22 protein-coding genes and 1 pseudogene are annotated in these 24,812 nt (G+C 57.3%); 17 read left to right on the top strand and 6 right to left on the bottom strand.

The genetic code is table 11. From position 1 onward, the window contains the following. Both AC2TDA_RS17410 and AC2TDA_RS17405 read right to left on the bottom strand, forming a co-directional pair. Complete coding sequence (locus tag AC2TDA_RS17410; RefSeq protein WP_480849723.1) at window positions 1-195, bottom strand: hypothetical protein; 195 nt, start codon at window positions 193-195, stop codon at window positions 1-3. 12 nt (window positions 196-207) lie between these two features. Continuing rightward, window positions 208-1,371, bottom strand: coding sequence for a M20 aminoacylase family protein (locus AC2TDA_RS17405; protein WP_480879998.1), 1,164 nt, complete (start codon window positions 1,369-1,371; stop codon window positions 208-210). A 424-nt stretch (window positions 1,372-1,795) separates the two neighbouring features. Here AC2TDA_RS17405 and AC2TDA_RS17400 point away from each other — a divergent pair, with 424 nt between their 5' ends. From AC2TDA_RS17400 to AC2TDA_RS17325, 16 genes and pseudogenes are all read left to right on the top strand, one after another. After that, a complete protein-coding gene (locus AC2TDA_RS17400; protein ID WP_480879997.1) occupies window positions 1,796-3,457 on the top strand; it encodes an ABC transporter substrate-binding protein in 1,662 nt (553 codons plus the stop codon). Between the two features lie 93 nt (window positions 3,458-3,550). Next, a complete protein-coding gene (locus tag AC2TDA_RS17395) occupies window positions 3,551-4,498 on the top strand; it encodes an ABC transporter permease (RefSeq protein ID WP_480849728.1) in 948 nt (315 codons plus the stop codon). Then, complete coding sequence (locus AC2TDA_RS17390) at window positions 4,495-5,424, top strand: ABC transporter permease (RefSeq protein WP_480879995.1); 930 nt, start codon at window positions 4,495-4,497, stop codon at window positions 5,422-5,424. The genes AC2TDA_RS17395 and AC2TDA_RS17390 overlap by 4 nt, the downstream gene beginning before the upstream one ends. Further along, window positions 5,421-7,268, top strand: coding sequence for an ABC transporter ATP-binding protein (locus AC2TDA_RS17385; RefSeq protein ID WP_480879993.1), 1,848 nt, complete (start codon window positions 5,421-5,423; stop codon window positions 7,266-7,268). The genes AC2TDA_RS17390 and AC2TDA_RS17385 overlap by 4 nt, the downstream gene beginning before the upstream one ends. Next, the gene (locus AC2TDA_RS17380; RefSeq protein WP_480879992.1) at window positions 7,265-8,359 is read left to right on the top strand and encodes a mandelate racemase/muconate lactonizing enzyme family protein; all 1,095 of its coding nucleotides are present in this window, start codon (window positions 7,265-7,267) and stop codon (window positions 8,357-8,359) included. Before AC2TDA_RS17385 ends, AC2TDA_RS17380 begins: the two co-directional genes overlap by 4 nt. 443 nt (window positions 8,360-8,802) lie before the next feature. Next, window positions 8,803-10,083 (top strand): ABC transporter substrate-binding protein, encoded by a 1,281-nt coding sequence (locus AC2TDA_RS17375; RefSeq protein WP_480879991.1) that lies wholly within the window; start codon window positions 8,803-8,805, stop codon window positions 10,081-10,083. Window positions 10,084-10,165: 82 nt separating this feature from the next. Next, window positions 10,166-11,041 (top strand): sugar phosphate isomerase/epimerase family protein, encoded by an 876-nt coding sequence (locus tag AC2TDA_RS17370; RefSeq protein ID WP_480879990.1) that lies wholly within the window; start codon window positions 10,166-10,168, stop codon window positions 11,039-11,041. Then, the gene (locus AC2TDA_RS17365) at window positions 11,038-11,838 is read left to right on the top strand and encodes a 6-phosphogluconolactonase (RefSeq protein ID WP_480879988.1); all 801 of its coding nucleotides are present in this window, start codon (window positions 11,038-11,040) and stop codon (window positions 11,836-11,838) included. Before AC2TDA_RS17370 ends, AC2TDA_RS17365 begins: the two co-directional genes overlap by 4 nt. Next, entirely contained in the window at window positions 11,828-12,763 is a 936-nt protein-coding gene (locus tag AC2TDA_RS17360) for an ROK family protein (protein WP_480879986.1), read from the top strand. The genes AC2TDA_RS17365 and AC2TDA_RS17360 overlap by 11 nt, the downstream gene beginning before the upstream one ends. Further along, window positions 12,760-13,824, top strand: coding sequence for an ABC transporter ATP-binding protein (locus AC2TDA_RS17355; RefSeq protein ID WP_480879984.1), 1,065 nt, complete (start codon window positions 12,760-12,762; stop codon window positions 13,822-13,824). Before AC2TDA_RS17360 ends, AC2TDA_RS17355 begins: the two co-directional genes overlap by 4 nt. After that, on the top strand, window positions 13,824-14,765 hold the full coding sequence (locus AC2TDA_RS17350; RefSeq protein WP_480849746.1) for a carbohydrate ABC transporter permease: 942 nt from the start codon (window positions 13,824-13,826) through the stop codon (window positions 14,763-14,765). Before AC2TDA_RS17355 ends, AC2TDA_RS17350 begins: the two co-directional genes overlap by 1 nt. Window position 14,766: 1 nt before the next feature. Beyond that, the gene (locus tag AC2TDA_RS17345) at window positions 14,767-15,606 is read left to right on the top strand and encodes a carbohydrate ABC transporter permease (RefSeq protein ID WP_480879982.1); all 840 of its coding nucleotides are present in this window, start codon (window positions 14,767-14,769) and stop codon (window positions 15,604-15,606) included. 24 nt (window positions 15,607-15,630) lie between these two features. Beyond that, window positions 15,631-16,710 carry a Gfo/Idh/MocA family protein gene (locus AC2TDA_RS17340; protein ID WP_480879980.1) on the top strand — a complete coding sequence of 360 codons (1,080 nt, stop codon included), beginning with the start codon at window positions 15,631-15,633 and terminating at the stop codon, window positions 16,708-16,710. Window positions 16,711-16,740: 30 nt separating this feature from the next. Then, complete coding sequence (locus AC2TDA_RS17335) at window positions 16,741-17,295, top strand: TetR/AcrR family transcriptional regulator (RefSeq protein WP_480849752.1); 555 nt, start codon at window positions 16,741-16,743, stop codon at window positions 17,293-17,295. Window positions 17,296-17,316: 21 nt separating this feature from the next. Then, complete coding sequence (locus tag AC2TDA_RS17330; protein ID WP_480879978.1) at window positions 17,317-18,168, top strand: cupin domain-containing protein; 852 nt, start codon at window positions 17,317-17,319, stop codon at window positions 18,166-18,168. Window positions 18,169-18,533: 365 nt separating this feature from the next. Further along, a pseudogene (locus AC2TDA_RS17325) lies at window positions 18,534-19,214 on the top strand (IS6 family transposase). A gap of 101 nt (window positions 19,215-19,315) precedes the next feature. Here the strand turns inward: AC2TDA_RS17325 and AC2TDA_RS17320 are convergent. The 4 genes from AC2TDA_RS17320 to AC2TDA_RS17305 are packed head-to-tail and all read right to left on the bottom strand — an operon-like array spanning window position 19,316 to window position 23,669. Further along, a complete protein-coding gene (locus AC2TDA_RS17320; RefSeq protein WP_480879977.1) occupies window positions 19,316-21,493 on the bottom strand; it encodes a xanthine dehydrogenase family protein molybdopterin-binding subunit in 2,178 nt (725 codons plus the stop codon). Window position 21,494: 1 nt separating this feature from the next. Next, window positions 21,495-21,956 (bottom strand): (2Fe-2S)-binding protein, encoded by a 462-nt coding sequence (locus AC2TDA_RS17315; protein WP_480879975.1) that lies wholly within the window; start codon window positions 21,954-21,956, stop codon window positions 21,495-21,497. Between the two features lie 35 nt (window positions 21,957-21,991). Then, window positions 21,992-22,831, bottom strand: coding sequence for an SDR family NAD(P)-dependent oxidoreductase (locus AC2TDA_RS17310; RefSeq protein ID WP_480879973.1), 840 nt, complete (start codon window positions 22,829-22,831; stop codon window positions 21,992-21,994). 22 nt (window positions 22,832-22,853) lie between these two features. Beyond that, window positions 22,854-23,669, bottom strand: a complete 816-nt coding sequence (locus AC2TDA_RS17305; protein ID WP_480879972.1) for an SDR family oxidoreductase — start codon at window positions 23,667-23,669, stop codon at window positions 22,854-22,856. Window positions 23,670-23,832: 163 nt separating this feature from the next. On the opposite strand from AC2TDA_RS17305, the gene AC2TDA_RS17300 reads away from it, so the two are divergent. Further along, complete coding sequence (locus AC2TDA_RS17300; protein WP_480879971.1) at window positions 23,833-24,729, top strand: AraC family transcriptional regulator; 897 nt, start codon at window positions 23,833-23,835, stop codon at window positions 24,727-24,729. Window positions 24,730-24,812: the final 83 nt, after the last annotated feature.

Below are 24,812 nucleotides of genomic sequence, written 5' to 3'. Positions count from 1 at the left end.
TTAGAATGAGGCCACAGGGGCGCCAAAGAGACTGTCGTCCCGCACAACGCCTAGCCGGGCGCCGGATGTACCGTCTTCGGCAATCAGCTTCACAAGGGTCGTATCCAAAGACCAGACCGTGCCGCTCGCCATCGTGTAAGGGCCGTCCCGGACCGGCAGGTCATGGGCGTAGATATGACTCTCTTTGATTTTCATACGGCTGTCTCTTCAAGCCGTCGGCATGCTGCGTTCAATCATCTCTGCAAACCAGGAACAGCCATAGGGAATGGCCTCATCATTGAAGTTGTATTCCGGATGGTGCAGCGCCGCCCCGTCGCCGATACCCATGAACAGGAAGGCACCGGGGCGTTCCTCCAGCATGTAAGAGAAATCCTCGGATCCCATAAGCAACGGCAACTCAGTGTATTGACCACTGACGATTTCCGCCATCTGCGCGGCGTGGCCGACTTCTTCGGCGGTATTGATGGATGCCGGATAGCCCAACGGCATATCCAGCGTCACGGTGCCGCCGAACATGGCGGCAGTGCCTTCGGCCAGTTCCCTAATGCGTTCGCGGGCCACAGCGCGGGTCTCGCGTGACATGGTACGCAGGGTACCTTTGACGGTGATCTTCTGCGGGATCACGTTCGTCGCCTTCGACGAGCTTTCGATCGAGGTGATCGACAGCACAATCGGATCCACCGGATCGATGTTGCGCGCCGGGATGGTCTGGAGCGCCAGCACCATGTGGCAGGCGATCATCATGGTGTCGACCGACTTGTGCGGCTCTGAGGCGTGTCCGCCCTTGCCTTCCAGATAGATCTCAAACGAGTCCCCCGCGGCCGTGACCGGCCCTGTTCGCGAGCGGAATTCCCCCAAGGGAAAGCCCGGCATATTGTGGATCGCGTAGACCTCCTGGATGTTCCAACGGTCCATCATGCCATCCTGCACCACTTTCTCGCCGCCGCCGCCGCCTTCTTCGGCGGGTTGGAAGATCATTACTGCAGTGCCGTCGAAGTTGCGGGTTTCGGCCAGATATTTCGCGGCACCCAGCAACATCGCCGTATGGCCGTCATGACCGCAAGCGTGCATCTTGCCTTCGTGGATAGAGGCATAGTCCACTCCGGTCTCCTCTGGAATCGGCAGTGCATCCATGTCGGCGCGCAGGCCAATGACCATGCCAGAGCTGTTCGAATTGCCCTTTATCACAGCAACAACGCCGGTTTCGCCAATGCCTTCGACCACTTCGTCGCAGCCGAATTCGCGCAGCTTTTTGGCGACGATGCCTGCAGTGCGGAGGACCTCAAAGCCCAGTTCCGGGTGCTTGTGGAAGTCCTGCCGCCAGGCAGTGATTTCATCGTGCAATTCTGCCAATCTGTTTTTAACAGGCATTATCAGGAACTCCAAAAAACCGGCACGCCCAAAGTGTGGTGCCGTTTCTTCCACCGCGGCGGATCAGACCGCTTACGAATCCATATTGTACCCTTTTGCCGAACCAGATTTCCCGCTGCCCCAATTGCGCTGACAAGTTTCCTTTTTAGGAAAAAATTCACGTCAGCCGAGCGGAAACGGGAACCTTCTGAAAACGTCGGCAGTGCGGTGTTTCACCTTCGTCACAAGAGCGCAGATCAATGAAACGCGCCGCAAGAAATGCTCCGGATTCTTAATTCGAGCACCCATTTTGGGGTAAATTTTCGCGCAAAAAGGGTAGATAGAACAGCTTATCCCCACCCCTATTAAGAGGGACCCGGCATGCGGGAGGCTCTTAATCATGGGGCTTCCGGTGCCACACAGCAGACCATAGGGAGCAAGCAGAATGACTATTAAATCTGGGAAAGACATATCCAGCAGTATCCGCTTTGGGGACATGGGCGAGGCGGACCGGGAGTTTGCCGGTCGGTCCTTGAAACAAGGCGCATCGCGGCGTCAGGTAATGGGCTGGCTGATGGCGATGGGCGCAACGGCCACCAGCGCTGGTGCTATTGTTGCCAGCGCCACCGAAGCCGTCGCCGCAACGCCCAAGCGCGGCGGCAAGATTCGTGCGGCCTTTGCCCAGCACGGCCCGGCTGACACGCTGGACCCGATCCTGCAGAACGGATCGATCGACTATATCCGGGGGCGTCTGCACTTTAACAGCCTGACCCGCATGCAGGACGACCTGACGGCTGGACCGGAGCTGGCGCATAGCTTCGAAGCCAACCAGGGCGCCACCGAATGGACCTTCCAGTTGCGCGACGACGTGGAATTCCACGATGGCTCCAAACTGACCGCTGACGATGTGATCTATTCGATGAATCGCCACATGGGCGACGAAAGTAAATCTCTTGCCGCAATCTTGGTAAAACCGGTCTCTGAATGGGTGAAGGTTGACCAACACACGGTCAAAGCCGTGCTGAGCGAACCGCAGGCGGAGTTGCCGATCATTCTGGCAACCTACCACTTCAAGATCATCAAAGACGGCACCACCGATTTCTCGACCGCAAACGGCACCGGTCCTTTCAAGTTGAAGGAATTTGTCCCCGGCGTGCGCTCGGTTGCGGTGCGCAACGACAATTACTGGGGGTCCGAAGGCCCCTATCTGGACGAGATCGAAACGTTCGGCATCACCGATCCCGTTGCCCGCGTCAATGCGCTGATCAATGGCGACGTCCAGATCATGACCAATCTGGACACCAAGTCCGTGCCCCAGATTGAGGCCGCCGCCGGTGTCGAGCCTTATGTTGTAAGCTCGGGCCAGTATATCGGCATTGCTGCGCGCTACGACAACAGCCCGGCCGGCGGCACCAAGGAGCATTACAATTTCCTCAAGGGTCTGAAGCACCTGCAGCGCCGCGACCGAATCCTACAGGTTGCGAGCGGCGGGCTTGGCGATATCGGCAATGATCAGCCCATTGGTCCCGCCTACGGCGCGTCCTGGTGCAAAGAGATCAACGACCCGGTCATGCACCCCTATGATCTCGACAAAGCCAAGCACTACTTCAAGAAAGCAGGGATAACCGGTGCTGAGTTGAATGTCGCGGAAGTCAGCGCAGGCCTCACGGATATGGCTGTCATCCTTCAGCGCGAAGCGGCCAAGGCCGGGTTTGACCTGCAGCTGAAACGTGTGCCAGTCGATGGGTTCTGGGGCGCTGTCTGGAATAAAGAACCACTGTTCGTGACGAACTGGAACGCACGCCCGACCGCCAACATCATGATGTCGCTGGGCAATATCTCGGACGCGAAGTGGAATGAATCCGCCTGGAAGAACGAGACGTTCGATAAGCTCCTGATAGAATCGCGGGGCGTCACCGATCCTGCCAAACGCTATGAGATGAACTGCGAACTGCAGCGTCTGTGTGCGGATGGCTCCGGCTCGGTCATTCCGGCGCATATTCCTTACAAGGATGCCGTTGCCTCAAACGTTCGCGGCCTGACCAAGGTGCCGCTCGGCCCTGTTGGCGGCAACGAATGGCCCGAGTTCGCCTGGCTGGACAGCTGAACCTGTTGAAAATCCGATCGGTCGCAGGAGTGTCCTGCGACCGTCTTTATCCGCGCCGCCAGCGGCATGGATGATCTATTTTAGGTCAGGGAAATGTTTGGACTGATATTGAAACGAATAGGCATTGCCGCCCTTCTTGTCTGGGTTGTGTCGGTGCTGATCTTCATCGCAACCCAGATTCTGCCGGGCGACGCTGCCGAAATCCGGCTAGGCCAACAGGCCACTGCGGAAAACCTGGCGGCGCTGCGAGCAGAACTGGGGTTGGATCGGCCTCTGGCCCTACAATATCTTGGCTGGCTGGGTAACCTTCTGACCGGAGATCTAGGCATTTCCCAAGCCGGCGGGGCGACCGTTTCCAGCCTTATCGCCAACCGGATCGGCAATACGGCCTTCATGGCACTGGTGGTTTCAATGATCGCCATTCCGCTGTCCGTATCCTTAGGCCTGATCGCGGCAATGAACCCCGGCGGGCGGATTGACCGTCTGGTGACGCTCACCACCCTCGGGCTGATCTCGGTGCCTGACTTTCTGATCGCCACAATCCTGATCTTCGTGCTGGCGATTCAACTGGGGCTGACGCCTGCGGTGAGCTATCTCAGCGGCACCGAAGGGTTTTGGCAATCTCTCTACGTTCTGTCACTGCCGATCTTGACGCTGGTGATCGTAGTTTCTGCCCAGATGGTCCGGATGACCCGCGCGGGTGTTCTGAACGTCATGGGCTCTCCTTACATCGAGATGGCGATCCTCAAGGGTATTCCGCGCAGACGTATCGTATTGCGCCACGCGCTGCTGAATGCCGTCGGGCCAATCGTGAACGTAATTGCCCTAAATCTGGCCTATCTGGTGTCCGGCGTGGTGATCGTCGAAACGATCTTTGCCTATCCGGGTCTGGCGAAACTGATGGTTGATGGGGTGCTGTCGCGCGATCTGCCTCTGGTTCAGGCCTGCGCGATGATCTTCTGCGTCTCGTACATCGTCCTCATCCTGATCGCCGATATGGCTTCTATCTTATCCAACCCGCGTTTGAGGCATCCGAAATGACCCAACCGACACGTACAGACGATGCAGCGCAATTCGGCGATCTGCCCGATGCACCGCCCAAAAAACGCATCCGCCTTTCTCTTTCCAGTAAGGTCTGCGCAGGTATCCTGCTGGGCTTTGTCTTCCTGATGATCTTTGGCCCGATGATTGCTCCTTACGATCAGGCCTATTTCATTGAAGAGACCCTGACTGGCGAGTTCATTCTGGACCCGGGCTATCGCCCACCCAATGAACAAGCCTGGCTGGGAACCGATTATCTTGGCCGCGATACGCTGTCCCGGCTGATCTACGGCGCAAGGACAACTATTGGTATTTCCCTGGCCGCCACAGTGCTGGCCTACCTGATAGGAATTACATTGGGAATCGGCGCAGCTGTGGCCGGCGGCTGGACCGACTCCATCCTCAGCCGTGCCGATGATGCGGTGCTGGCCTTCCCAAGTATCATGCTGGCTCTGGTCATGATTGCAGCCATCGGATCGTCGATCCCGCTGCTGATCGTTCTGGGCGGGGTGGTCTATGCCGCCGCCGTGTTCCGCATCGCCCGCGCGCTGGCGCTGGACATCATGGTACAGGATTTTGTCGAGGCCGCCCGCGCCCGCGGCGAGGGGCTGTGGTGGATCATCACGCGTGAGGTGCTGCCCAACGCGATCATGCCACTGGCCACGGACTTTGGCCTGCGGTTGGTCTTTGTAATCCTTTTCGTCACCAGCCTCAGCTTCCTTGGGCTGGGTGTGCGTCCGCCCCTTGCCGAATGGGGCACAATGATGCGCGAGAACATGACCGGCCTCGGCAATGGGTTCTGGAACGGTGGCATCGCCTGTCTAGCGCCGGCTGCCGCCATCGCGATCCTGACCATTTCGATCAACCTGATCGTGGATGACATTTCCGCCCAAAGCGGCGGTGCATTGGCGGAGAAGATGACATGAACGAACTGCTGTTTCAGGTCATAGACCTTAAAATCGAAGCACGGCCGTTCGGGGTGCCGCCAGTTCCGATTGTTAAAGGTGTCTCCTTTGATGTGCCCGCAGGTCAGGTCGTGGCGCTGATCGGCGAGTCCGGGTCGGGCAAGACTACCATTTCGCTGTCCTCGCTTGGTTACACCAAACCGGGGCTGCATTTTGCCGGCGGCAAAGCGCTGCTGCGCGGTACCGACATGTTGACGGTCGAGAGCGAAGAGCGCCGCCTGATGCGCGGGAAGCACGTGGCTTATCTAGCACAATCCGCGGCGGCTACATTCAATCCCTCGCTGAAAATCGGCGAGCAGGTCACCGAAAGCGTGATGCTGCACGGCACCATGACCCAGGAAGAGGCCGACGCCCGCGCACTGGAGCTTTACCGCGCGCTGGAACTCCCTAACCCGGAGGGCATTGGCGAGCGCTACCCGCATCAGGTCTCTGGTGGGCAGCTGCAAAGGCTGATGGCTGCCATGGCGCTTGTGGAAAAGCCCGACCTCTTGGTTTTGGACGAGCCGACGACAGCGCTGGACGTCACCACACAGATCGAGGTTTTGAAGGCCTTCAAAAAAGTGATCCGCGAGGAAGGTTCGGCGGCGATCTACGTGACCCACGACTTGGCCGTTGTGGCACAGATCGCTGACCATATCGTCGTGCTGTATGGCGGCGAAGTGATGGAACAGGGGCCGGTTGAACAGATCATCAACAACCCGCGCCACCCCTATACGAAAAAGCTGATGGCCGCTGCGCATCCAATGCCGGAGTCAAAGGACAGCGCAAATGACTCAGGCGGAGGAGACGAGGATTGTCTCGATGTGAAAGCCGTCACTGCGGGATATGGCGCGATCACCGACCACCAGCCGCAGTTCCCGGTTCTCAAGGACATCAATGTCACTGTCGGACGTGGCAAGGCGGTCGGAGTAATCGGAGAATCCGGCTGCGGCAAGTCCACCTTGGCGCGGGTAATCGCCGGGCTGCTGCCTGCAGCGGATGGTACGGTTTCGCTCTCGGGCAGGCAGCTGCCCGCTGACCTGAAAAACCGCAGCCGAGAAGAACTGCGCCGGGTACAGTTCGTCTTCCAGATGGCCGATACCGCGCTGAACCCGCATCAGACCATCGGCGAAATCATCGGCCGCCCGCTGAAATTTTATGCCGGCCTGAATGCCCGTCAGCGCAAGCAGCGGGTGGGAGAGATACTTGAAATGGTGGAGTTGCCGCCCAGTTTCGCCAACCGCCTTCCAGGAGAGTTGTCGGGCGGGCAGAAACAGCGGATCAACCTGGCCCGCGCCCTGGCGGCGGATCCGGAGGTCATCCTCTGCGACGAGGTGACCTCGGCGCTGGATACGATAGTGGGCGCATCGGTGATCAAGCTGCTGTCGGGCTTGCGCGAAAAAACCGGAGTGTCCTTCGTCTTCATCAGCCACGATCTCAGTACCGTGGCGTCCTTCGCGGAAGAAATCGTGGTTTTGTACGCCGGACGAGTGGTAGAAAAGGGGCCGGTCGCCCAGGTTCTGGCACCGCCCTTCCACCCCTATACCAAGCTTTTGATCGGCTCGGTCCCCGAAATGCGCACCGGTTGGTTGGAAGACACCATGGCGTCGCGTGAAAGCCAGGCGGGCATTTCCGGGGGAGTTGACCTCAACGCGGCGGGCTGCCCGTTCTTTGCGCGCTGCCCGTTGGCGATCCCAGGCACCTGTGACAGCACCGTGCCGCCGGAACGGGCAACAGGCCCCGGACATGCAATTGCCTGCCACCTCCAGGCGGAGGACTTGAACGGCCTCGCCTCCAACCTACAAGAAAGCACCGAGATCGCATGAAAATTACCCGTATCAGCATCTACCAGATCGATGTCCCGATCGAGCCCTTCAAGATCTCCCATGGGCGGGTCATGGAGAACTTCGATGAGACCATCGTTCGGGTCGAGACAGACTCCGGGATCGAAGGCTGGGGCGACAGTGTGCCCTGGGGGTCAAACTTCATTCCGGCCTTTGCTGCTGGCGCGCGTGCGGGCCTAATGGAGCTGGCCCCCGGGCTTATAGGCAAAGACCCCCGCATGACCGGAGCCATCAACGAGCTGATGGACGCGGAGATGACCGGTCAGCCCTATGTCAAAACTGCGCTGGATGTGGCGTGCTGGGACATCCTGGGGCATGCCTTGAACACACCGCTGTACATGCTTCTGGGCGGCAAGCTTACGCCCAAACTGGGATGTTACGGGTCGGCTCCGCCCACGGTTGGCCCGGAACTGGCCGAAGCGATAGAACGGCTGCGAGATGAAGGCCACAAGCGGTTCTCGTCAAAGTCCAGCGGCGACCCGGAAGCAGATATCGAATACCTGCGTACCATTGGTGAATTGATGCGCCCCGGTGAGTCCCTGAAATATGACGCCAATGCCGGCTGGCGCGTGGATGAAGCGTTGCGGATCGCCCGCATGGCGGGGCAGGTGGATGTACTGTTCGAACAACCTTGTGCCACCTACGAAGAATGCCGCGACGTGCGCCGCAGCAGTGGCGTACCGCTGATCCTGGATGAAAGTGCCTCCGACCTGAATGTTGTGCTGCGCGCCAAGGCAGACGGGGTGCTGGACGGGCTGAACCTGAAGCTGGCCAAAGTCGGCGGTATTTCCAAGATGCGGGTGATCCGTGATGTCTGCTCGGCGCTTAAGGTGCCGATGGACCTGCAGGATTCCTCCTGGAGCGAGTTGGCCTGCGCTGTAGTTGCCCACATGGGCCAGGCGACCCCGTCGCGCAGCTTGATGACAGCCCTGATGCCGATGGGAATAAAGAAGGAAACCGTGACCAACCCTCCGCGCCGCGAGGGCCGTTTTGTCTCCGCGCCCGATCTTCCCGGCATCGGCACCCGTCCGATCCTTGAGGTTCTGGGCGAACCGATTGCGGTATTCAGCTGAGGTTTCGGCTGCAGCTCCACCGGCCGCTGTGAAACAGGTGACTGCGCCGGGCGCTGGCGCGGTCGCCTGTTCCCCCAACTAAGACATGATTAGGGCCGGCGGCGACACTCATGGTAGACGGGTTCTGAAGGTACAGACGCCCTCATTTAGGCTGTTTGCAAACCCACAACAGCACATTGGGGCCTGCAGGGGCGACTACACCTTCAGAACCTTTTGCTAACTTCCTGATGGCTTCCATCTCCAAGACTTACCAGAGGAGAGATCAGGGGATGTCCTTTCCATCAGAACCCCCGATAACTTCTCCCTCACCGCTTGATGCACGGCCACATCAGCAACGGGAGTGAACAGCGCGATTACTTACGATTGACTATACCGTCCAGACGGTATAGTAAGGAATCAACTTGGCAGAGGAGGCGCCAAGTTTCAGCAAGGGAGGAATTCAGATGAGACCAGAGGCGAAGCACTTTCTGTGGGGGGTCACCGGAGCTGTCGCCCTGACCACCGGCGGCACCGCTGTATCGGCGGCCGAAGTATCGATTTTTTGCAGCTCTGCGGGCACAGAGCTTGAGCTCTGTGAAACTGCGTCCAAGGCATGGGCTGAAGAAACCGGCAACACGGTCAAGATCAACAAGATGCCGGCCAGCTGGGGCGAAGCGCTACCGCTTTACCAGCAACTTTTGGCGGGAAAGTCCGGTGACATTGACCTGATGACGCTAGACAATATCTGGGTTGGCGCGCTTGCGCCGCATCTTCTGAACCTTCGCGAACACGTCCCAGCAGAAGAGCTGGACCAACACTTTGACTCCGCGCTTGCGGACGCGACGATCAACGGCGAATTGCTGGCTATGCCCTGGTACATCGACGCAGGGATGATGTTCTATCGCAAGGATCTGCTGGAAAAGCACGGCAAGCCGGTGCCGACAACCTGGCAGGAACTGACCGAGACCGCTGAGTTCATACAGAATGCTGAGCGCGAAGACGGAAACCCGGATATGTGGGGATACGTCTGGCAAGGTCGTGCCTATGAGGGTTTGACCTGTGATGCGCTCGAACTGGTTGCATCCTTTGGCGGCGGTAACTTCGTTTCGCCGGATGGCGACATTACTGTCAACAACCCTAAAGCCATCGAGGCGCTGGACCTCGCGGCATCCTGGGTCGGTACGATCAGCCCTGAGGGCGTTCTGAACTATGATGAGGAAGCGTCGCGCGGTGTGTTCGAAACCGGAAATGCCGTGTTCCACAGGAATTGGAGCTATGTCTGGGGCACGTCGCAGGAAGACGGCGCGCTGCTGCAGGATAAAGTCGGCGTAATGGCCCTGCCGGTAGGAGCGGAAGGGGAAAAATCCAGCGGTTGTTACGGCGCAGGTATGCTGGGCGTTTCGAAATACTCGAAAGACCCAGAAGCCGCGACGAGCCTGGCAGTTTTCCTGACCAACGCGCGCGAGCAGAAGCGACGCGCAATGGAAGCCTATAGCCCAACGATCGAGGCGCTTTATCAGGACGAGGAAATTCTCGAAACCAATCCTTTCCTGAAGGATGCGGAACAGGCCTATGCTGAAAGTGCTTCGCGGCCCTCGCAGGTGACTGGTGCATCTTATAACCGTTCTTCACAGCGAATCTTTAACGCTGTCCACAATATTCTGAGCGGTAAAGTGACGGCTGCTGAAGGTGTTGAGCAGGCCGAAAGCGATCTGGAGCGCATCAAGTCGCGCGGCTGGAGATAGAATCTCCCAGAGGGTGCTCTGGCCGCCGTCGTGATGGCCGGAGCACCCTAAAAAACTCTATTTTAATCAGGTGGAAATAGCGATGAATTTTGCGATTGCTCCTTGCTGTTGGGGTGTCTACTGGCCTGAAGGCAATACTCTGACCTGGGAAGAGTATCTGTCGAAAATCCACGAGGCGGGATACCGGCAAACTGAACTGGGCCCTTTGGGTTTCGGACCAACCAGTGCAGATGAACTGAAGTCTTCTGTCCAGGCAAAGGGCATCGAAATCGTTGCCGCAGCGCATGTACACACACTTGCCGACATTGAAACAATGGAGAAGCTGCGCCAGCAGACGACTGAGTTGTGCGAACTGCTTTCTGCCTGCGGTGCGTCGCAATTCATTCTGATGGACGAATCCGAGTTTTATCCTAAGGACGCAATGGGCGTTGTCACTGCGGAGCAATGGAAAAACGTTGTTACTCAAATCAATGAAGCCGCTCAGATTGCCCGCGATCACCAGCTTGAGTTTTCGTTCCATCCACATGTCGGAACTTGTGTCGAAACGGAACTTCAGATCGAAAAGCTGCTGAATGACACCGATCCGGATCTGGTGAAACTGTGTCTGGATACGGGGCATCACGCCTACTGGAACGCTGACCCGATTGCGTTCTTCGACAAACACCACAACCGTATCTCTGCCGTTCACCTGAAGAATGTCGATCCGGATGTTCTGGCTCGCGTTCACGCGGAAAACATCCACTGCGATACCGCGTTCGAAATTGGCGTCATGACCGATTTGGATCAAGGAAGCGTCGACATACGTGCAGTTGTTGACGCGTTGAAACAGACCGATTTCCAAGGTCTCGTTGTTGTCGAGCAGGACTTGTGGGATGAAAACCCCCGCAGCCCGGAGGTGATTGCCAGATCAAACCTGGCGTTTCTGACCACTCCGCAATCCGCGGAGGCAAAGCTGTGACTGCCACTGTATTCACATATGACACTCCCGGGATGGCCGGTGAAGCGATTGCAGATCGTATCCTCTTGCTTTTGGAAGCCAAGGGGCACGGCAAGCCGTTTCTGCTTGGGTGCCCGGGCGGGCGCAGTCCTAAACCCATTTACAATGCGTTGGCCGACAAGGCGGCCCAACAGAGTCTGGATCTGTCAAACCTGATCATTGTCATGATGGATGAATACGTTCTCGGCCATGATGATGATCAGAAGCTACCGGACCGAAACGCGCATTTTTCCTGCCGTGGTTTCGGTGAGCGGGACATTCTGGGGCTCATAAATGCCAACCTTCCAGCATCACGTCAGATTCCGTCGCGGAATCTTTGGGTGCCCGATCTTTCCGACCCTTTGGGTTATGACCAGAAGATCGCTGATGCGGGCGGGGTGGATTACTTCATCCTAGCATCTGGCGCTGGCGACGGGCACATTGCATTTAATCCTCCCGGTGCGGAGCGTGCCAGCCGGACGCGCGTAGTACGGCTTGCCCGCCAAACTCAGATCGACAATCTCAGCACGTTTCCGGAATTTTGCGGCGTCGACGACGTGCCCGAACACGGATTGACTGTCGGCATCGGAACGATTGCAGACCAATCCCATGAAGTCGGGTTGATCCTCTGGGGTGCAGACAAAACGGATGCCTTTCAAAGGATCACCCGAGCGAAAGCCTATGAACCGAGCTGGCCCGCCACAATAGCCAGCGTTTGTAAACGCGCGGCGATCCATGCTGATCGCGCTGCCGCTGGGAAGGTGCAAAATGGCGCTTGATTATGGCAAAGAGCGAAACGGCGTCAGCATCGGCATCGATATCGGTGGCACTAAGATGTTGGGGTGCCTTTTCGACGGAGACATGCAGGCACCGGTCAAGTCAATCACCTGGCCAACAGCCCGGCGCGAAGGGGGACAGGCGGTTCTGGATCAGGCGTCTGAACTTGCCCGAACACTTTGCTCTGAGACAGATCAGAAAGTTCAGTGTCTTGGGGTAGCTGTACCGGAACTTGTCGACAACAATGGCCAGCCCGCTTCTGACTGGAATTTCGATTGGCGAGATCTGGAACCTGAGACCGCATTCGATCTGGGCCTGCCTGTTCGTATTGTCAGCGATGTCCGCGCCGCGGCCTTCGCCGAAAGCCGCCTGTCCAGATTGGCAGATGCCGATCCGTTTTTGTACGTCACCTTGTCCACGGGCATTGCCCATACTCTGGTGATCGACGGAAAGCCTTATGCTGGAGCCAACGGTTACGCCCTCCATTTTGCCGGCAGTGATCTGCTGACCCAATGCGACACGTGCAAAACCCTGTCGCCATTTAATCTGGAGCTTTTTGCCGGAGGCCGGGCCCTAGGGGAACGGTATGCTGAGTTGAAAGGTAATCCGGATCTCTCGGCCCGGGACCTGTTCGAAGCCTGTCAAAATGACGCTGGCGCCCGAAAATTAGTCGATGAGGTCATAGATTCCCTCTCATCCTATCTCGGTCAGCTGATCAATACTCTTGATCCTGCCGCGATGGTGATTGGTGGGGGAATGGGCACTCGGCCAGATGTTTTTGACCGTCTGTCTCGGCGGACGAGAGATTTTATCTGGGCGGAAGGCGCGCGCAACCTGCCCATCGCCGCCAGCAATCTTAACGGCAACGCTGCTGCAATTGGCGCTGTCTTTCTAGCCGAACTTCAAGAAAAGGATGTTAGCAAATGACTTCTTTGACGCTCAGGCAGATCCGGAAGAAATTCGGTGGTGTCGACGTAATCAAAGGCGTTGATCTGGATGTCCGCCCCGGTGAGTTCATCGTATTCGTCGGACCATCGGGTTCCGGCAAGTCAACCTTGTTGCGGATGATCGCTGGCCTAGAAGAAATCAATGGCGGCGACCTTGCGATTGGCGAAGATCGTGTAAATGACGTGCCGCCGTCGAAGCGGGGCATCGCAATGGTGTTTCAATCCTACGCGCTTTACCCCCATTTCAATATCGAGAGAAACCTCGGTTTTGCGCTTGAAACCGCCGGAATGGAGAAAGGTGAGATTCAAGATCGGGTGCACCGCGCAGCCAAAATTTTGCAGATCGAACATCTTTTGAAACGTAAACCCAGCCAGCTTTCGGGTGGGCAGCAACAGCGCGTCGCAATCGGGCGCGCAGTGGTTCGCAGTCAGAAATTGTTTCTGTTCGATGAGCCGCTGTCCAATCTGGATGCGGACCTTCGGATGGAGATGCGTGTTGAAATCGCAAAACTGCACGAACGGCTTGATGCAACCACAATCTATGTGACCCACGATCAGATGGAGGCGATGACACTCGCCGACCGTATCGTTGTGCTCAAGGACGGTCAGGTCGCTCAGGTCGGATCACCGATGGAACTCTATTCATTTCCGGCCAACAAGTTTGTCGCCGGCTTCATCGGATCACCCAGAATGAACTTTCTGACGGCCGAAATGGAAGGTACACAGATCACGGTCGCCGGTGAGAGCCGCGAGTTCCCGATCTTGCACCAAGGCACGGTCAATTTCGGAATCCGCCCGGAGTCCGTTGTGTTTGGGCCAGCGGACATCAACTTTGGTGCCAAAGTGGTTCTTGTTGAGCCTTTGGGCGGAGAAGCACTGGTCCACCTCCAACTTCATGACGGCCAGAAGCTTGTGGCGCGCCACACCGGTATGCCGGCTTTTGCCGAAGATGAAACGATCACCGTCGGAGCCAATTTTGCCAATTCTTATGTCTTTGGTGCTGACGATACAGCGATCTGGCCGAAGCGGGAGCTGGGCTGATGGCCGCGACCGAGCAAATTCCCGCAGAACCCACATTGGCGGATGACGCCCCCAGCGTGCTGGCCCGCAAGAAAACCCGGACGGCCTGGCTTTTCCTGCTGCCCAGCCTGGTTGTGCTGTCGGCCGTCGCCCTCTGGCCCCTTGTCCGGACCATCTATTTCTCTTTTACGGATGCCATTCTCACCCTCCCGGGAGACTACTCGCTGGTCGGTCTCGACAACTACTACGCCCTTGCAACGGACGCCCTTTGGTGGAAATCGGTCGGCAATACACTGATTTTCACCAGTGTCTCCGTCACGATTGAAACCGCTTTGGGGCTGGCGATTGCGTTGCTGTTGTCGTCGCACCTGCGCGGACGTGGCCTGATGCGGGCGATCATTCTTATCCCCTGGTCTATCCCTGTCGTCGTCAGTGCCCGGATGTGGCAATGGATGCTGCACGACCAGTTTGGCGTTATCAACAACATCCTGATCAATCTTGGTTTGATCGAGCGCGGGATCGCATGGACTGCCAAGGCCAGCCTTGCCATGCCTGTTATCATTGCCGTTGACGTGTGGATCACGACGCCCTTCATGGTCTTGCTGATCCTGGCTGCGCTGACAATGCTGCCCCGCAACCTTTATGAAGTGGCTGCCGTCGACGGTGTTCCCGCGTGGAAGCAATTCACCTCAATCACTTTGCCGCTGGTCGGGCCGGGCATTGCGGTGGCAGCACTCTTCCGGATGCTCGATGCGCTTCGAATGTTCGATCTGGCCTATGTGCTTTCAGCCAACAGTGACGACACCAAAACGGTATCGATCTACGCGCGCGAAACTTTGGTGAACTTTCAGGAAATGGGCTACGGCTCGGCCGCCTCGACTGCGGTGTTTTTCCTGCTTGCGTTCATCACGGTCGTTTATCTGACCATCTTCCGCGTCAACCGTAAAACCATGGGGGCCTGAGATGGTAAGAGGAAAAGGTACAAAGCGCGCCCGCATAATCGCGATTTACGTCCTGTTCGGCGTCGTAGCACTCTACACCCTGTTTCCATTCTACTGGATGATCGCATCCGCGCTGAAATCCAGCCAGGCCCTGTTCGATTCCAGCTTTCTGCCGGATTTCGACCTGACCAATTTCAAGATCATGCTGGAAGACAAGGTCTTTGTCGGATCGATCCTGAACTCGTTCATTGTGGCCACGTCCGTCGTCTTCATCTCGCTGGGACTGGCCATTGGAGCGGCCTATGCTTTGGCCCGCGTTAGTTTTCGCGGTCGCAGCTCGATCATGATGACAGTCCTTGCAGTATCTATGTTCCCTCAGGTCGCGTTGCTGTCCGGCCTGTTTGAACTGATCACCTGGCTGGGGCTGTACAACCATATCGGCTCATTGATCGTGGCCTATATGATCTTCACGCTGCCGTTCAACATCTGGGTATTGACGGCGTTCATGCGCAACCTTCCGAAAGAGGTTGAAGAGGCAGCGATCATGGACGGCTGTTCACCGCTGCGAATCCTTACTCACATTTTCCTGCCGATGATGGTCCCGGCCATGATCTCTACCGGCCTGCTGGCGTTCATCGCCGCATGGAACGAGTTTATGTTCGCGTTGACCTTCATCCTTACGGACGAAAACCGGACTGTTCCGGTGGCTATCGCCCTTATCTCTGGCGACAGTCGCTTTGAGACACCGTTTGGCGCGATCATGGCGGCGTCGACGATCGTTACCGTCCCGCTGGTTATACTCGCCCTCATCTTCCAGAAGCGCATCATGGCTGGTCTTACAGCAGGTGCGGTAAAAGGCTGACCCTCGATCTCATCGGAGAATAATATGACAAATCCCATTCGCGTCGGCATCATCGGACTTGGTGAAGTAAGTCAGTTGATGCACCTGCCGATCCTGGCGGATAACGCCCACAATTTCACCATCGCGGGTGTCTTCGACGTATCACAAAGCGCAATCGACAACGCCTGCGCGCGCTACCCCACCGCCAGAGCATTCGAGAGCGCAGAAGCGCTGATAGCCGACCAGGATATCGACGCTGTCTTCATTCTGACGCCGGACAACACGCATGGCCGCCTACTGGAATTGTCGCTGAAAGCCGACAAGCACATCTTTCTGGAGAAACCCGCGTGCCTGACCGTAGGCGAAATCGACGCGGCAGCGCCGTTGGCAGAGCAGAGCGACAAAACACTCTTCGTCGCTTATATGCGCCGCTACTCACGGCCGTTTATCAAGGCCAGGGACATGATGCCGGATCCTTCTGAAATCCGCACGGTACGGGTTCGCGATCTGATTGCTGAAGGGCCGTTCTTCATCGGGCAATCGCGTCGGATTCACTATTCCAGCGACGTTGATCCCGAGATCATCGCACAGGGGCGGGCCGAAACGGATGCCCTGCTACGCACAGTTGTCGGAGAGGACGCACCGGACGGTTTGAAACGCGCGTATCAGGTGCTGACGGGACTGTCGTCGCATTCGCTGTCGGCAATGCGCGAATTGATTGGCCTGCCAAAACGTGTGATCTCCGCCAACTGGCGGCAGGGCGGTGAATCGATCGTTGTGGTGTTTGATTACGGCCCTTTTCTAGCGGTTTACGAGGCCATGATCGACAACATTGCCCGCTTTGAAGCGCGGATCGACGTGCTGTCTGACCGCCAGCACCTCGAGGTCAGCTATGACACACCCTACATCCGAAACCTGCCGACCCAACTGAAAGTGGTCACGTCTGATGACGACGAAACCAGAACCACTCTGCACGGTCCGGACTTCCTTGACCCTTTTCAGGTCGAGCTCGACGTGTTCCACGGCCATGTGACCGAAGGCACGACGCCCAAGACATCTCTGTCAGATTCGCGCGAAGATCTTGTTCTGCTGGCGCAGATTGCCGAAGCAATGAATCGCAGCTAGGAAAGTTGCCTTCAATTCAGGGAGACCGAAGTGGGACGCAAACCGAACGCCAGAACCCTTATTCTGAAAACCGCCGAAGACATCGTTGCGAAGAACGGTGTCAGCAGCCTGACCTTCGACAAAGTCGCAGAGGTGTCCGGTCTCAGCAAAGGCGGCATTCTCTATCACTTTGCCAGCAAGAATGAGCTGATCAAGGCGATGGTCGAGCAGTTCGTGTCCAGATTCGAAAACGGTATCGACGAGCTGAAAGAAGCCGACGACACGGATAAGGGCCGCTTTTCCAGGGCCTATCTGCGCGCGACCTTTGGCGGGGCGGCTACGACCGGAGCAGATTTCGATCGGCTCGGCGCTCCGATTACGACTGCCCTGTCATCCTTCCCGGACTATCTCGAGATTGTGCGGCAACAGAATATTCGGTGCCAGCACGGTGTTGAAAATGACGGGCTGGACCCGGTTCTGGCAACCATCATCCGGCTGGCCGCCGAAGGCATGTGGCTGGCCGAAGCTTTCGACGTAATGAAACTGAACCCGCAAATGAAACGCGATGTGATCGAAAGGCTCATCGCCATGACGACTGGTGATTAAATCGCCTGAAATGGAGTAAATATGGGATACAAAGCCTCACCACGGCCAACCTTTGATCAGCCGAGCAAGATCGCCTACGAAGATGTCACCCGACACCTTTGGGGCGAACCAGACGCTGGTCAGGTCGATGACTGGATCTATGCCTCAACCGACAAAATCCACCAGTTGCTCTTTGGGCTGGCACCCGGCGGGAAATTTACCCACAGTGAGAGCTTTCGCACGATTTTTGGTGCCGACGAGTTGATGTACGTCATCAGTGGGACGTTTGGCCTTGCTAACCCTCAAACCGGTGAGTTTCACGTCGCCAAACCTGGAGACACTCTGTTCTTCCGTGCCGGCACCTGGCACCACGGCTTCAATCTCGGGAACGATCAGGTTCGTATCCTGGAGTATTTTTCGCCGCCCCCGTCGCAGGGAACGTCGGGCCCCTATGCACGAACAAAACCGTTTCTGGAGCCTGCTGACAGCCGTTACTGTCAGGACAAATGGCTGGGGAACTGGCCGATGGGTCTTGAGAAACAAAAAGCGGAGCGCACCATAATCCCGGTTTCGCCAGCAGATGCCATCTGGACGCTGGATGCGGAAAGCCACGGGGCCTTTACGCGCATATTCTGCTCGACCGAGCATCTGACCTCGGGCGAGATGACAGTATTGCCGGGTCACAAAACAGTAATGGAGACACATAAGGGTGACGAATGTCTGTACGTGACGGAGGGCATCCTGAATGTCTATGCGCCCGGTGCAGATGGGCAAGTGTGGTTCGAACTGAAGCCCGGTGACGGCTTTTTTGTTCCTGAAGGGTTCGAACATCAATACCACAACACCAGCGCCACCCCGACAAAGTTTGTGTTTGGCGTTGCGCCCGAACTTTAACTGGTGAATTGGAACCCGGACCGAAGTACGATTTTCGGTACGGGTTCCATCAAAATTTTTGGGCCGATGCGTATTTTGTTGGGTTCAGGTAAGCGTTCTTATGAAAAAAGGGGCGTGTCGAAAATTATTGGAACGACCAGAGTGAGCGTCTTTATTGGGTCAATTATCCTACGTTCTCAGCAAACTGCGGCGTCAATACTCAAATCAGTTGCAAGGCGTCGTACCCTTCCCAATCTCCCCCGCGCAGAAGACTAGCCATCCTGATCCATTGAATCCATAGGGATCCGCTGCAAGTTTTGGGCCATTGACGCCCGCATCGCCAGCGGATGATTGAATTTCGATATCGTCAAGTCGAAAGTCAGCCCATGATCTCTTTCAAAGGTGCACAATATCCCAGGGAAGTGATCCTGTTCGCGATGATTTTCTATGTCCGATACGGCGTGCCAAAACGGGATCTGGAAGAGATCATCCGCGAGCGAGGCGTTTCTATTGATCACACCACGCTGAACCGATGGGTCACACGGTATTCCGGCGCGATTGCAGAGACAGAGTGACGCCGCAATCGTCTATGTGACCGCTCCTGGAGAATGGATGAGACTTACATCCGCGTGAAAGGAGCGTGGGTGTATCTCTACCGCGCATTCGATAAGTAAGGCCGGACACCTGATTTCATGCTTTCCCAACGCCGAAACAAGCCAGCCGCCACGAAGTTTTTCGCTCGGATGTTGGAGACCAATGGTTTGCCGACGTAGATTGTGATCGACAAGAGCGGCGCCAACACCGCGGGCCTCAAGGCCATCAACAAAATGCTGAAGAGCTTCGGCTGCCCGATACCAATGAAGATGGTGAGGCGGAAATACTTGAACAACATCGTTGAACAGGACGACTGTTTCACCAAGAGGCGCACACGGCCAATGCTGGGGTTCAAGACCCTCGCTTCAGCGGCGGCAACGCTCGACGGAATCGAAGTGGTACAGATGGTCCGCAAAGGCCAATTCTCGCCCGGAATCTGTCCTTTCAAACAATTCGCCGAACTGGCTGCCTAAGCACGATCCGATCACTGAAACGACGCGTTGCGTTCAAAACTTCGTAACAGATCCCCAGAAAACTCAGCGCCGGGAGATAACACTCCGGCGCTGATGAGGCATCAGAAAAAGTCGACCCCGTTGGTGTTCATCGGCAATTGGGTGACGCGCGGTCCGTGTTGCGCGATGGCGTTTGCCAGTGCTGGGGCAGAAGGCGGTGTGCCGGGTTCACCGACACCGGTCGGAGGTTCGGCTGAGGCAACTATATGAACATCAATCGCTGCGATATCACCGATGCGCAGGGGTTCATAGTCGGGGAAATTCGATTGATCCACCACGCCCCCGGTCAGAGTAATCTCATCGCGCATCACGTGACCGATACCATAGCCGATACCTCCCTCCATCTGAGCCTTGATGACATCTGGGTTCACCGCTAGACCGCAGTCCACAGCGCAAGTGACCTTTTCGATCCTGACGCCATCCTCAGCCATGCCCGAAATTTCGACGACTTCTGCGGCGTAGCTGCCAAAGCTCTTGTGTACGGCGATCCCCTGACTGCGGCCGTCGGGTGCGTTGCCCCAGTTGCCTTTTTCGGCGGCGAGGTTAAGGACACCGGCAAGCCGATCCTGATCCTTGCCGCCGTTCTGCAGAAGTGCCATGCGGAACTCGACCGGATCGCGGCCTGCTGCCCGTGCGGCCTCATCAATCATGCTTTCCATCACATAAGCCGTGTGAGTATGCCCGACCGACCGCCACCAAAGAACTGTCGTGGCCTTTGCCACATCGGACAATCCGATAAACTGACCGGGGATTTGATAGGGATTTTCAGTAACACCCTCGACTGAGCTGTGATCGACTCCGTCATGCACCAACATTGGTTCAAAGGCGGTTCCTTTGATGATTGACTGCGCGGCGATCCGGTGATCCCAACCAATGATATTACCTTCCCCGTCCAGCCCTGCGCGGACGCGATGCGCCACGGCGGGGCGGTAGTATCCGCCGGTGATGTCATCCTCGCGCGACCAAACCAATTTCACCGGACGCGAGCGATCAGTCATGGCAAAGGCCAGCGCGGCTTCGACCTGATAATCCGCAGTGGGCGTTGCCCGCCGCCCGAAGGAGCCGCCCGCGAACATCGTGTTGATGCGGATTTTTTCCATCGGCAACTGGAAGATTTCCGCCATCGCCATGTGCGGGCCGGTGGGCATCTGTGCCCCGTCATGCAGGGTGACGCCACCGTCCTGATCCGCTTCAATCGTGCAGGTCAACGGCTCCATCGGGGCATGCGCCAGCAAAGGGAAATAGAAAGTCTGCTCGACCACCTTCGCCGCCGAGTCGATCAATGCGGCGGTCGCGTTCTGATCCGCACCGGTCACGTTATACTGCGGATCGGCATTCACAGCAGCAATCAGTTCGTCGCGAATCTGATCGGAGCTCCGGTTTTCAGCGGCCGAGAAATCCCAGTCCACCGAGATGGCTTCACGCGCCTGAAGCGCGGACCACGTGTCTTCGGCATAGACCGCCACACCGGCTTTGTTGGGCAGAACAGCGGCGCGAATGTACCCCTTCACACCCTTGGCCTCTGTGTCATCGAAACCTATAGCGACGCTGCCCATGCGAGGGCTGCGGGCGATGACCACAACCATCTGGTTCGGCAGATGCAGATCCATCGCGTATTTTGCGGTGCCATTTGTTTTGGGCGGTGAATCTTTGCGGCGAACCGTGGCGTTGCCGATTAGACGAAATTCGCTTGCGTCCTTGAGGCGCGGTTCTGCCGGAACCTCCAGTTGGGCAGCCACCCCTACGAAATCGGCCAGCGGTGCAGAGCGCCCGGCCCCCTTGATAACACTGTCTTCGATCACCAACACGTCCGGGGCGACACCCCAGTCCTGCGCTGCGGCGGCAATAAGCATTTCGCGCGCAGCAGCACCGGCCTGCCGGTATTGCAGGAAAGAGTTGGCCATGGCTGTCGACCCGCCGGTTCCCTGAAATGGCCCGAAGGCCAGGTTGTTATAAATGGAAGGGTCGGAGGGGGCGAATTCGTACTGGATGTCCTCCATCGAAACACCCAGTTCTTCTGCAATCAGCGTGGTCAGGCCCGTGGCGGGCCCCTGCCCTTTTTCGAAATGCTTGACGATAACCGTTACGGTGCCATCAGCGTCGATTTTGACGAAGGGGTTCAACTGCGCGGGCGCGGACCCGGCAGCGAGCGAACCATTCGGACGAGTCCCAACATAAAGAACGGTGGCGGCTGCAGCAGCGCCCTTCAGGAAACCGCGGCGGGATGGGTTGAGTGTCATTTCAGGCCTCCATAATTTCGGATGCGCGCTGAATAGCTGCGCGGATGCGCTGGTAGGTGGCGCAGCGGCAAGCGTTGCCGTTCATGTAATCGTCGATTTCTTCGATGGTTGGTCTGGGGTTCTCGCTGAGCAAGCCAACGGCGGACATGATCTGCCCTGACTGGCAGTACCCGCATTGCACTACGTCCAGCTCGACCCAGGCCGCCTGAACCGCTGCCGATACGTTGGAATTCAATCCTTCGATCGTGGTGACCTCGGATCCTTCCAAATCTTCGATATAAGTCTGGCAAGAGCGCACCGGCTCTCCGTCCAGATGCACGGTGCAGGCCCCGCAAGAGGCCACGCCGCAGCCGAATTTGGTGCCAGTCAGTTTCAGTTCATCCCGGATCACCCACAAAAGCGGGGTTCCGGCCTCGGCTTCGACAGAATGTGTCTGGCCGTTGAGTTTCAGAGATATTGCCACGGCTGTGGGCCTCCCTTTTGGCTGATTGTTTTGGCTCAGGATTGTTCGTGTTTTGCGAAAGCATCCGCGAAATCGGGATGCCAGCGCGACAATGCGGGACGGTTTTGAAGGATGTCGCCCAAGGCCCATTCAATCCGCAATCTGTCGCGTTCGGGCGTTACGTCATTGTCAGGGCACAGAATGTAGAAATCTCCCGCAGACATGCGGTCGATCAGATGATCGACAGTCTGTTCCGAAGTCCATGCCGAAGTCGGCTTTTCGGGGATATGACGGGCGACCATGCCCGTATAAGTGAAACCCGGTACAAAAAGATGCGCTGAGATCGGGGCTTTGGCTTCGCGAAGGTCGTGGGCCAGCATTTCGGTCAGAACCTTGACCCCGGCCTTTGAGACGTTATAGGCCGGGTTTCCGGGTGGCGTGGTAATCCCCTGTTTGGAACCGGTGTTGATCACGACGCTGGGGCGGTTTGCAGCCACCATGCGGGGCAGAAATGCCTGCACACCGTTGATCACACCAAAAAGATTGACCTCGATCGTTGCCCGCCAGGCGTCGGGGTTGGTCCAACTGCCGCTGGGGCGGCCGATACCCGCGTTGTTCATCAGAACCGCGACCTCACCGGTCGCGAAGGCGACGTCTGCCAGCGTCCCAACGGCAGCCGCGTCACTGACATCGGTGGGAACGGACAGAACCGTTGCTCCCTCAGATGCCAGTTCGGTAATTCGGGCGGCTGCGTTGTCGAGCGCCTCGCCTGGCAGATCGGCCAGAACCACGCCCAGCCCTGCCTTGGCAAAACGTTCCGCCGCCGCCAGACCGACTCCACTAGCGCTGCCGGTTACGACGGCCAGTCCACCGTGTTCGAGTGTTTGTGTGTACATTTGGCGTCCTCCCTGTCAGGGGCTAAAGCCCCATGTTTTGCTTCAATGAAGTGATGAAAGTGTCATCGTCCTGCGCCTTACGCGCGTCCAAAAGCGCTTCGGCATCTGCACCGGCGCGATAACGCAGTTGCTTGCTGCCATCCGTCACTGCGTTCCAGATCACATCGGCCACCAGGTCGGGCTCGGACGGCGAAGCGGCGTAGGTTCCCATGGCCGCCTGCATCCCGGCAACGGTCGGCAAGTATTCGGACATGGTCTCGTCCACCACGAATTCGAATGACCGTCCGCCGAAATCCGTGTTGATCATGCCGGGCTCGACGATTTTGACCTTCACACCAAAAGGCTCAAGTTCGAAATGCAGTGCCTCGGACAGGCCTTCCACGGCAAATTTTGTGCCGTGGTAGAGCGTGCCCAGCGGAAAAGCCATCTGGCCGCCGATGGAGGAGATATTGACGATCGTTCCCGATTTACGGGCGCGAAAGTAGGGCAGAATCTCCTTAGTGACCGCCAACAAACCAATCACGTTGGTATCAAACTGCCGTTCGACCTGCGCCATCGAAAACGCTTCCAACGGGCCATAGGCCCCGTAACCTGCGTTGTTCAGAAGTACGTCGATTTCGCCAAATCTCGCGATCCCTTGGGTAACTGCCGCGGTAATCGTATCGGGTTTAGTCACATCCAATGCCACGACCATCGCGTTTTCGGCGGCTTCGAATTCCCGACCGTCCTCCTGGTTGCGCATCGTGGCGATAACGTTCCAGCCTTTTGACAGAAAAAACCGGGCCGTAGCCTTGCCGATACCAGTAGACGCGCCAGTGATGAGTATGGTCTGTGGCATGGGGAACTCCTGCTGCGTTTGTGTCTATTTAACTAGCAACAGGGCCGCATCCCGCCTTGCCTTATCCTCCGAATGATCTGCCTAATCCTCCAAATGCGCGGGTTTTTGAGTTCATGATCCGCACTGTCCCACCTATATTTGTTTGACAATGGGAGGCCCGCCGATGATACCGCAAGATCTGGTAACCGATGTTTTCAACCACGTGAAAGCGCAAGGCGCCTTGGGAACTGGGTGCGAGACGGGAGTTGACGGTCTATATGCCTTTGGCAATCTGGGGACGACCGCCTGCTCGGCAGCCTTTTACGAACCCATCATGTGTCTGGTGCTTCAGGGTGCGAAAGAGGCGCATATGGGCGGGCGCGTTGTCCGCTATTGCGCGGGCCAGACCCTGATCGTCAGCCATGCGGTTCCGGTGGACGCAGCGGTTATCCAGTCCAGCCCCGAGGCCCCATATACTTCGCTTGCCCTAAGGCTGGATCTGGCATTGGCACGCAGCCTGTGTGACGAGATCGGTGAAATGGAAGAAACGGAGCGCAATCTGCATTCTCTGGATGTTGCAGCCAGTGACGCGGCTTTGGTCGACGCGGTGGCTCGGCTTTTCCGGCTGTCGCGCGATCCGGTCGAGGCACATGCGCTGGCTCCGCTGGTGATGAGGGAAATCCATTTCCGCCTGCTGCGTGCTCGACACGGCGGCATGTTACGCCAGCTGCTTCAACACGAAAGCCCGGCCAGCCGGATTTCCAAGGCCATTGCCCTCATCCGCAGTGATTTTCGCAGGCCCATCCCGGTCGCCGATCTGGCGGCCGAATCCGGGATGAGCCCGTCGGCCTTTCATGGGCATTTCAAGTCGGTGACCTCGACTACGCCGCTGCAATACCAGAAAGAACTGCGCCTGCTGGAGGCCCGGCGGCTACTGATAACCGGCGGTCAGTCCGTTGCGTCAACGGCGTTCGAAGTCGGATATGAGAGCCCGACCCAGTTCAGCCGGGAATACTCCCGCAAATTCGGCCTCTCTCCCAGTGACGAAAAATTAGCCTCTCCTCTCATTGCCGTTTCGTGATTGTGAAAAACAGCAAGACCCCTATTTCGCATTTTTAATAATGGCAGGTGGGGATGGTCTTGGCCTGTCTGGATGTACTTGCC

The sequence above is a fragment of the Ruegeria sp. HKCCD6426 genome, assembly GCF_057221115.1.
Note: the sequence above shows the minus strand (reverse complement) of the source record. Positions and strands in the feature narration are given on the sequence as shown.

Excerpts from the sequence above, each read along its gene's own strand:
- AC2TDA_RS17410 (WP_480849723.1), bottom strand. The coding sequence starts at position 195 with ATGAAAATCAAAGAGAGTCATATCTACGCCCATGACCTGCCGGTCCGG.
- AC2TDA_RS17405 (WP_480879998.1), bottom strand. The coding sequence starts at position 1,371 with ATGCCTGTTAAAAACAGATTGGCAGAATTGCACGATGAAATCACTGCC.
- AC2TDA_RS17400 (WP_480879997.1), top strand. The coding sequence starts at position 1,796 with ATGACTATTAAATCTGGGAAAGACATATCCAGCAGTATCCGCTTTGGG.
- AC2TDA_RS17395 (WP_480849728.1), top strand. The coding sequence starts at position 3,551 with ATGTTTGGACTGATATTGAAACGAATAGGCATTGCCGCCCTTCTTGTC.
- AC2TDA_RS17390 (WP_480879995.1), top strand. The coding sequence starts at position 4,495 with ATGACCCAACCGACACGTACAGACGATGCAGCGCAATTCGGCGATCTG.
- AC2TDA_RS17385 (WP_480879993.1), top strand. The coding sequence starts at position 5,421 with ATGAACGAACTGCTGTTTCAGGTCATAGACCTTAAAATCGAAGCACGG.
- AC2TDA_RS17380 (WP_480879992.1), top strand. The coding sequence starts at position 7,265 with ATGAAAATTACCCGTATCAGCATCTACCAGATCGATGTCCCGATCGAG.
- AC2TDA_RS17375 (WP_480879991.1), top strand. The coding sequence starts at position 8,803 with ATGAGACCAGAGGCGAAGCACTTTCTGTGGGGGGTCACCGGAGCTGTC.
- AC2TDA_RS17370 (WP_480879990.1), top strand. The coding sequence starts at position 10,166 with ATGAATTTTGCGATTGCTCCTTGCTGTTGGGGTGTCTACTGGCCTGAA.
- AC2TDA_RS17360 (WP_480879986.1), top strand. The coding sequence starts at position 11,828 with ATGGCGCTTGATTATGGCAAAGAGCGAAACGGCGTCAGCATCGGCATC.
- AC2TDA_RS17355 (WP_480879984.1), top strand. The coding sequence starts at position 12,760 with ATGACTTCTTTGACGCTCAGGCAGATCCGGAAGAAATTCGGTGGTGTC.
- AC2TDA_RS17350 (WP_480849746.1), top strand. The coding sequence starts at position 13,824 with ATGGCCGCGACCGAGCAAATTCCCGCAGAACCCACATTGGCGGATGAC.
- AC2TDA_RS17345 (WP_480879982.1), top strand. The coding sequence starts at position 14,767 with ATGGTAAGAGGAAAAGGTACAAAGCGCGCCCGCATAATCGCGATTTAC.
- AC2TDA_RS17340 (WP_480879980.1), top strand. The coding sequence starts at position 15,631 with ATGACAAATCCCATTCGCGTCGGCATCATCGGACTTGGTGAAGTAAGT.
- AC2TDA_RS17330 (WP_480879978.1), top strand. The coding sequence starts at position 17,317 with ATGGGATACAAAGCCTCACCACGGCCAACCTTTGATCAGCCGAGCAAG.
- AC2TDA_RS17320 (WP_480879977.1), bottom strand. The coding sequence starts at position 21,493 with ATGACACTCAACCCATCCCGCCGCGGTTTCCTGAAGGGCGCTGCTGCA.
- AC2TDA_RS17310 (WP_480879973.1), bottom strand. The coding sequence starts at position 22,831 with ATGTACACACAAACACTCGAACACGGTGGACTGGCCGTCGTAACCGGC.
- AC2TDA_RS17305 (WP_480879972.1), bottom strand. The coding sequence starts at position 23,669 with ATGCCACAGACCATACTCATCACTGGCGCGTCTACTGGTATCGGCAAG.
- AC2TDA_RS17300 (WP_480879971.1), top strand. The coding sequence starts at position 23,833 with ATGATACCGCAAGATCTGGTAACCGATGTTTTCAACCACGTGAAAGCG.